Genomic DNA, 7,451 nt, shown 5'->3' on the forward strand with positions numbered 1-7,451 from the left:
ATGACGGAAAAACCACTCCTCGACATCAAGGCGCTGCGCATCCGTGTGGGTGCGGTGGACATATTGAAAGGCGTCGACCTGACACTGCGGCCGGGAAGGCTGGCGGCCCTTGTCGGCGAATCCGGCAGCGGCAAGACCATGCTGGCCCGCGCCATCCTGAAGCTTCTGCCGCCCGGCGTCCGCATCAGCGGCGGCGACATCACGCTCGCAGGGGAGGCGATCGTCCCGGCTTCGGACCGCAAGATGCGCACCTTGCGCGGTCCCGTCGCCGGCATGGTGTTCCAGGAGCCGATGGTCTCGCTCAATCCGGCCATGACCATCGGCGCGCAGCTCGCCGAGGCGCTGCGGCGGCACACCGACCTGTCCCGCGACGAAATCCGCACACGCGCCATCGAGATGCTGCGGCGCGTGCGCATCGCCGATCCGGAATCCTGCCTGACCTCCTATCCGCATCAGTTCTCCGGCGGCATGCGCCAACGCATCATGCTCGCCTCGGTGATGCTGCTGCGGCCGAAGCTGCTGATCGCCGACGAGCCGACGACGGCGCTCGACACGCTGAGCCAGCGCGAAGTGCTCGACATCATGGTCCAGCTGGCGCGCGATGCCGGCACGGCCGTCCTGCTCATCACCCACAATCTCGGCCTCGTCGCCCGCTACACCAGCGAAATGACGGTGCTGAGGAACGGCGTGCTGATTGAGTCCGGACCGACAGCCGACCTCATCGCCGGCGCGAAAGACCCCTATACGCGCGAACTCGTCGCTGCAGCACGCCGTGCCGAGAGCCTTGCCGAACCCTGCGACGCTGAGGCCGGCCGATTGATCAGCGCCGATAATGTCGCCGTGCGCTATCGCGGCCGCTCCGACACGGCGGTCTCTGGCGTCAGCCTGGCCATCAGCCGTGGCGAAACGGTCGCGCTGGTTGGCGGCAGCGGTTCGGGCAAGACCAGCCTCGGCCGTGCGTTGATCGGCCTTGCGCCGCTGGAAAGGGGCTCGGTCTCGTTCCTTGGCGAACGCCTGTCGGCGGAAACCAACCAGATCGGCCGAACCATGCGGCTCGCCTGCCAGATGGTGTTCCAGGATCCCTATTCGTCGCTCGATCCGCACCGGCGCATCGGTACGATCATCGCCGAGCCGCTGCGCCATGCGCAGGATCTGAGCAACGATCAGAAACGCCAGCGCGTGGAAGAGGTCATGCGCGATGTCGGCCTTACCGGCCTCGACAGGCGCTATCCGCATGAGCTGTCCGGCGGGCAGCGGCAGCGTGTCGCCATTGCCCGTGCGATCGTGCGCCACCCGGCCTTCGTGGTTGCCGACGAGCCCGTCTCGGCGCTCGACATGACGATCCAGGCGCAGGTGCTTGCGCTCATCGCATCGCTGCAGAAGCGCTACGGCTTCGCCTGCCTGTTCATCAGCCACGACCTCTCCGCCGTCCGGCAGATCGCTCACCGCATCATCGTCATGGACAGCGGCAAGGTGGTCGAGGAGGGACCAACCCGGCGCATCCTCGATGCGCCCGAACATGCCTATACCAGGAGCCTCATCGAAGCAGCGCCGGGCATCGACGTGCCGGCCAGACCGGTGGCGTCACGGCAACTGGAGCGCACCGTCCCATAGGGTTCGCGAGACATCTCGCGGGGAACAATAACAAGAACGTGGAGGTCAGGACGACATGGCATTTTTCTCACCGGGATGGCTGGAATCCACCCGCCAATGGACGGCTCCTTCCGCGGCGATCGCCGCGTTGGTGCTTTCGGCGGCGCCCGCCTATGCGCAGGCGCCGAGCATGATCACCGTCGGCATGACCGAGGACGTGCGCGGGGTTGATCCGGCGCGCGAGCGCGACGGCATGTCGGACCCTGTCCACATGCATGTCGTCGAAGGCCTCGTCGCTTATGGCGACGATCTGGAAGTCGGCCCCGTACTGGCCCAGTCCTATGCCGTCGAAGATGACGGCAAGGCCTATGTGTTCAAGCTGCGCAAGGGCGTGAAGTTCCACAATGGCGAGCCCCTGACCTCCGCCGATGTCAAATGGTCATGGGACTATCTGATGGGGCCTGAATCCATCTGGCGCTGCAAGGCGGTTTTCGACGGCGCCATCAAGGTCGCCTCGGTGGAGACGCCGGACCCGGAAACCATCGTCTACAAACTGGCGAAGCCGAACGGCAGCTTCATCTACAATCTGGCCCGGCCCGATTGCGCCGGCACGCCGGTCTTCCATTCCTCGTCGGTCGGCCCGGATGGCGCCTGGAAGACGGTCGTCGGGACTGGACCGTTCACCTTCGGCGAGCGCCGCATCGGCGACTTCGTCGAAGTCAACAAGTTTGCCGGCTATGTTTCGCCGGAAGGCGAGCCGAATGGCAGGCTGGGGCGCAAGGAAGCGTTGGTCGACAGACTGCGTTTCGCCGTGGTCACCGACCCGTCGGCGCGGCTTGTCGGCCTGCGCTCCGGCGCGCTCGACCTGACGCCGATCACGCCGCAGGCCGTCGAGCAGATCAAGGCGGAGCCGACGCTCGATGTCGTCTCCTCCGACACCACGGTCTGGTATGCGCTGCTGCTCAACAGCAAGGATCCGCTGCTGAAGGATAAGCGCATCCGTCAGGCGATCGCGTTCGCCATAGACCGCACTGCTGTCGCGCAGGGCGTTTCGTTCGGCCAGTGGGCCGGAACGACGACGCCGATGCCGCGCGCCAGCAAATATTACACCCAGCCGGAAAACGAACAGCTCGGGGCGTCGCTCGACAAGGCAAAGGCGCTGTTGACTGAGGCCGGCTATGCCGGACAGCCCATCACCATCATCGCCAACAAGCAGTTCGAAGGCATGTTCGATCAGGCGGTGATCGTGCAGAGCCTGCTCCTTGCGGCCGGCATCCAGGCCAATATCGAGACGCTCGAATGGGGTCTCCAGCTCGAGCGCTACACCAACGGCAACTACCAGGCGCAGTCATTCGGCTATTCGGGGCGCTTCGATCCGATGGGCGCGTGGGAGCGCATCATCGGACCGGAATCGCGCAAGGTCTGGAAGGATGAGGCGGCGATCGCGCTGCTCGACAAGGGCATGCAGGCCAGCGACGCGGAGGAGGTGAAGCGCGTCTCCGGCGAACTCTACAAGATGTTCATGGAAGAGGTGCCGGCTGTCAGCCTCTACCACGTCAACCTGGCGCTCGGCGTCAGCAAGAAGCTGAAAGGCGTGCATGCGTCTCCACTGGAGACGCCGGCACTCTGGAATGTTTCGAAACAATAGGGTGTAGAGACAATCGGGTCCGTGCTGGCATTCCGGCGCGGGCCCAAAGCAAAATGTCCAGCGGTTTTGCGTAGGACCAAAGATGCTTTACCAAAGGCAAGGTGAGGGGGGAGGAATCCAATGGCCAAGTCGCGTGAATCGGCGGACCAGCTTGCCCTGCTCATCAAAGAGATCCGCAACGACATCATCTTCGGCGCCTATGCGCCGGGCACCTGGCTGAAGCTCACGGATTTGCAGGCCCACCATGGCGCCAGCGCCTTCCACATCCGGCGTGCGCTGGCCGAACTCGCCAATCTGAAGCTGGTCGATCACGCAGCCAATGCGGGCTTCCGCGTCGCAACGCCCGACGATTCGACACGGGTCGAGACACGCTTCGTGCGCACGGTGCTGGAGCGTAGCGCCGCCCCCCTCATCGCCGCCAGGGCAACCAGCGAGGATGTGGCGGAACTCGCCCGGCTGGCCGAGGCCTTCGATCAGTCCATCATGGCCGAAGGCCGACGCGAGCAGGCGCTCGCCAACCATAATTTCCATTCGAAGCTCTACGCCACCGCCGGCAACCAGGTGCTGTGCGACATGATCAACGAACTGCGCAACCGCAGCCAGCATTCGACGACCGGCCGATGGCGCTCGGTGGAAGGCCTGCGCGCTTCCAGCCTCGACCACTTCAGCATCGTCAAGGCGATTGAAATGCGCGATCCGATCGAACTCGATCGCATCATCGTGCGCCACATCGAGTCGTTCTGACCTGGGGCGCTTTTTCGTTTTTCACGGAAGCGCTAGAATGCTATTTTTTGCGCAAATAAGGAGCGTTTCAGGCTAGGGAATCCCAGCAGGCGCGGGACAGTTCGGCAATCGCCCGGCCTGAGGCAACCCGCCCCGGCAGTCCGTCCGGCATGGTTTCGGGCACGTTGTCCGTCGTTGCACTCAGGATATAGAGCGGGCGCTCGTCTCTGAAGACGATGCCGGAATCCATCCAGCCGCGCTGGCCCCATCCTGTCTTGTTCGCAACCGTGGTCATCGTCGGCAGCAGCCCCGGGATCATCTCCCGGTAGCGCTGCCATTTGAGGAATTGCAACGCCATGGCGCAGAGTTCCGTGCTGACGCCGAGCCGTTTGGCGACAGCCTCGTCCTCAGTGCCGCGCAGGATGAGGTCGAGCAGCAGCACCTGATCGGCAGCGGTGGTCGTGGTGACCTGATCGAGCGCGTGTTCGGCGGTCAGGTTCGTCGGCGGGAAGCGGGTGCGGTGCGTCGTGCCCGTCATGCCGATGTTCTTGCAATAGTTGGTGAATTCCGGGATTTCGAACGGCCGCATCACCTCGAAGGTGCAGATGTTGTCGCTGGTGATGATCATCTGCAGGATGGCGTCGCGGAAGGGGATCACGAGGCCGGGCGTCATGTACTGGCAGACGCCCGACAAGATGCCTTCCTGCAATTCCTTGGTGATCGTCACGTCGGCAGCGAGATCGATCCGGCCCTCATGCACGGCCTTGAGCGCCGCCATCATGATCGAGATCTTGCGCACACTCGCCGAAGGCAGTTCCAGTTCGTCGCCTTGTCCGAACGTCTCGCCGGTTTCGATCACCTTGACCTGCCAATGCAGGTCGAAGCCGCGGCCCTCGGCAATTGCAGCGAGGCTTTTCAGAAGCATGACGATCTCCGTACCGGACATGAACGCGGGAACTCGGGGACGACCCTAGTCCAGGCGACAGAGACAGTAAATATTTTTGCGCAAAAATAGGTGCAAATTAGCCGTTCGAAGCTAGCCTCAACTCCCGCGGATGCCGGCCAGGCGGTCGAGAGCGGCGCCGAGGCCTTTCAGCGACACGGTGAAGGAGAGCGGCGTCTCGGCGGCGGTCGTCACCTGGAGCTTGAGCGAGGTGCCGGCGCGCAGGCGCTTCAGCGTCGCCGCGTCGATGGCGAAGGTCGCGATGCAGCCATTGGGTAGGCAGGTGCGGAACGCCACGGGCGCCAGCGGCTTGGCCTCATCGATCTGCGGCGTCACGCCCTGTGCGAACAGGATGCCGAAAGGCAGCAGGAAGGTCGCGTTCGCCGTCGACCCCGCATTCGCATCGATCTCGACGGCCAGCAGCCTCTGTCCGTTCTGCTGCAGCTGATCCTGCGAGATCATGCAGGCGCGCTGGTTGTTCTGCAGCGCGCAGGACAGTTTCCAGTCCTCATAGGTCTCGGCCAGCGAGGTGGCGCCGTTCGGCAGGCTCGCCTGTTGCGAGAAAGCCGGGGCGCCCGGCAGGCCGAGCGCCGATGCGCCAAGTCCGCCGACGAAGGCAAGCCGCAAGGCGAGGGATCGGAGGTCCATCAGGTGCATACCCATTCGCGAATCTTGCATTCTCCGGCGGATGATGCCTCGCAACGCTGCAGGGCCGCGTCCTCGGCATCCTTGCGCGTCGGGGCCGAGATCGCTGCCGCCGGGGTGGACTGGCCGGTCCGCTGTTTTGCCACCGCCAGTGCGCCGCAATGGTTATAGGGAAAGCCGGTGTTGTCGTCGTCATCCCAGTGGCGATGGTTGCGGAACACCGACACGACGCTGCACGTCTTGCCGCCGGCATTCTCGCAATGGGCAAGCGCCTCGTCCATCGCTTCCTGCCGCTTGTCGGCGCCCCAGAAAAAGCCGTGCTTGGCGTCGGCGTCCGAATAGGCGATCGCGGCCCAGATACCGCGTTCCTCGCTGGCCGGCGGTTCCGGCACGTCCGGGTCGACCAGATCGGCGGCTGCGATGTGGATGGTGCTGGCTAACAAGATGCCGATGGCGGCAATCGCGGATTTCATCCTGTCTCTCCCGATCGTCTTCACTGAGCGGCCTGGGCTACGGAAACGACGACGCAGCTGTTGCCCGTGGGCAAAAGCAGCGCGTTGCCCCTGTTGCCGGCCAATTCATAGACCGCCACTTTGCCCAGCGTGTTCACCAGCTTGCTGCCTTGCTCGAGCATTGCAGGAATTTCGGCGCAGGGTTGGGTATAGGGCGCGATGCGAACCATCGTGCCTTCGCAGACCGAACCGGTCGGCGCGGCGAAGACGATGCCGGCGGCCGACGCGCTGTAGCCTTCGGTGGCGTAGTCCATGCCGACCAGCGCCTGGACGGCATGCTTGTCGGGCGTCTGGTTGTTCCAGCTCGACTGGATGCTGTACTGGGCGCCGCTGGTCAGCAACTGTCCGAGCACCGGAAACACGTTCGAGCAGGCCTGCAGTCCTGCCTGCTTGGTATGCTGCAGGAAGGGGGTGTCCGGAAGCGCGGGGTCGGCCGTCTTGGCGATCGCCGCTGCCGGCGTGAGATCCTCGAGCACGCCGAACCGGGTGAGGGCGTAGCCGCTCGCGGCGATGACCGCCGCGCCGAGCAGGACAAGGCCCGCGCGCTTCAGCCTGTTGCGCCTCGGCTTTTGACGGGGGGCCGGCTCGCCGGCCGGGATCTTGCCGAGGTCCCGTAACATGATGCGGTCGTGGATGGATTGCTGGCTCATGAAGATCGATCCGTCATTTGATGGCCTGCACTGCGCTGGAGATGCCTTTGAGCGTTGCGGTGACGACAACCGTCCTGCCATCCGTTGTCGAATAGGCGACGGTCGGGGCTGCATTTCTGGAGATCTGTTCGCGCATGATCGGCCCGACCGGCAGCATGCCGACGCAGACGGCTCCGTTGCAGCCGTCGAGCCGGACGTCGATCGACGCTTCGCGCCCTTCGAACTTCAGCGAGACGAGCCCGTCGCTCCTTGCGTCGGGCGCCGTGCGCAGGAGCATGTACGGCTTGCCGTCCTTGGTCGCCGCCAGCGACCAGTTGAACAGCAGCTTGCCCGACTCGTCCTCGATCGTCTGCGATACGTTGCAAACCCGTGTCCGCGCTTTCAGATTCTCGTCGCACACCAGCGTCCAGTTCTCGAAGGGCCGGGTGATCCGTTGATAGTCGCCGGGCTTGACGTCGGCTGGCAGCACGACCTCGGAAGCGCGGATTCTCTGGCCTGCCCCGGGCTCCTGTCCGGCCACTGGGGCGATGCCGGACAGGGTGAAGCAGCCGAGCAGGATCCAGGTGCTGAAAGTTGCTTGCTGCTTCATTCCCGGGTCAGTTCAGTGTGAAGCTCAGGCCGGCACCGACGCCGACATGGCCGCCGGAAGCCGTGCCGCTGACATTGCCGCGGATGCGGCCGTCCTCGCTGGTGTAGCCGGCGCCGAAGGCCAGCGCGCTCTCGCTCCGCCAGAGGCC

General features: G+C 64.6%; 9 protein-coding genes. 3 read left to right on the forward strand and 6 right to left on the reverse strand.

Going from position 1 to position 7,451, the window contains the following annotated elements; all coding sequences use genetic code 11:
- The 3 genes from L4923_RS27355 (at position 1) to L4923_RS27365 (ending at position 3,985) form a co-directional block, all read left to right on the forward strand.
- On the forward strand, positions 1-1,614 hold the full coding sequence (locus L4923_RS27355; protein ID WP_239370274.1) for a dipeptide ABC transporter ATP-binding protein: 1,614 nt from the start codon (positions 1-3) through the stop codon (positions 1,612-1,614).
- A gap of 55 nt (positions 1,615-1,669) precedes the next feature.
- On the forward strand, positions 1,670-3,241 hold the full coding sequence (locus L4923_RS27360) for an ABC transporter substrate-binding protein (RefSeq protein ID WP_239370267.1): 1,572 nt from the start codon (positions 1,670-1,672) through the stop codon (positions 3,239-3,241).
- 120 nt (positions 3,242-3,361) lie between these two features.
- Positions 3,362-3,985, forward strand: coding sequence for a GntR family transcriptional regulator (locus L4923_RS27365; RefSeq protein ID WP_239370268.1), 624 nt, complete (start codon positions 3,362-3,364; stop codon positions 3,983-3,985).
- A 67-nt stretch (positions 3,986-4,052) separates the two neighbouring features.
- Here the strand turns inward: L4923_RS27365 and L4923_RS27370 are convergent, their stop codons facing one another.
- From L4923_RS27370 to L4923_RS27395, 6 genes are all read right to left on the reverse strand, one after another.
- Positions 4,053-4,889 (reverse strand): serine hydrolase, encoded by an 837-nt coding sequence (locus L4923_RS27370; protein WP_239370269.1) that lies wholly within the window; start codon positions 4,887-4,889, stop codon positions 4,053-4,055.
- A gap of 117 nt (positions 4,890-5,006) precedes the next feature.
- The gene (locus L4923_RS27375; protein ID WP_239370270.1) at positions 5,007-5,555 is read right to left on the reverse strand and encodes an invasion associated locus B family protein; all 549 of its coding nucleotides are present in this window, start codon (positions 5,553-5,555) and stop codon (positions 5,007-5,009) included.
- Positions 5,555-6,025, reverse strand: coding sequence for a DUF4189 domain-containing protein (locus L4923_RS27380; RefSeq protein WP_239370271.1), 471 nt, complete (start codon positions 6,023-6,025; stop codon positions 5,555-5,557). The genes L4923_RS27375 and L4923_RS27380 overlap by 1 nt, the downstream gene beginning before the upstream one ends.
- A 20-nt stretch (positions 6,026-6,045) precedes the next feature.
- Positions 6,046-6,714, reverse strand: coding sequence for a hypothetical protein (locus L4923_RS27385; protein WP_239370272.1), 669 nt, complete (start codon positions 6,712-6,714; stop codon positions 6,046-6,048).
- Between the two features lie 13 nt (positions 6,715-6,727).
- Entirely contained in the window at positions 6,728-7,303 is a 576-nt protein-coding gene (locus L4923_RS27390; RefSeq protein ID WP_239370273.1) for an invasion associated locus B family protein, read from the reverse strand.
- Between the two features lie 7 nt (positions 7,304-7,310).
- Positions 7,311-7,451, reverse strand: a 141-nt coding sequence (locus L4923_RS27395) for a YadA-like family protein (protein WP_275448608.1), incomplete at its 5' end; no start/stop codon positions are given.

Origin of the sequence: Terribium retamae (assembly GCF_022347545.1) — a bacterium.
Classification (GTDB): domain Bacteria; phylum Pseudomonadota; class Alphaproteobacteria; order Rhizobiales; family Rhizobiaceae; genus Mesorhizobium; species Mesorhizobium retamae.

Coding starts and splice junctions, on each gene's coding strand:
- L4923_RS27355 (WP_239370274.1), top strand. CDS start 1: ATGACGGAAAAACCACTCCTCGACATCAAGGCGCTGCGCATCCGTGTG.
- L4923_RS27385 (WP_239370272.1), bottom strand. CDS start 6,714: ATGAGCCAGCAATCCATCCACGACCGCATCATGTTACGGGACCTCGGC.
- L4923_RS27365 (WP_239370268.1), top strand. CDS start 3,362: ATGGCCAAGTCGCGTGAATCGGCGGACCAGCTTGCCCTGCTCATCAAA.
- L4923_RS27390 (WP_239370273.1), bottom strand. CDS start 7,303: ATGAAGCAGCAAGCAACTTTCAGCACCTGGATCCTGCTCGGCTGCTTC.
- L4923_RS27370 (WP_239370269.1), bottom strand. CDS start 4,889: ATGCTTCTGAAAAGCCTCGCTGCAATTGCCGAGGGCCGCGGCTTCGAC.
- L4923_RS27375 (WP_239370270.1), bottom strand. CDS start 5,555: ATGGACCTCCGATCCCTCGCCTTGCGGCTTGCCTTCGTCGGCGGACTT.
- L4923_RS27360 (WP_239370267.1), top strand. CDS start 1,670: ATGGCATTTTTCTCACCGGGATGGCTGGAATCCACCCGCCAATGGACG.
- L4923_RS27380 (WP_239370271.1), bottom strand. CDS start 6,025: ATGAAATCCGCGATTGCCGCCATCGGCATCTTGTTAGCCAGCACCATC.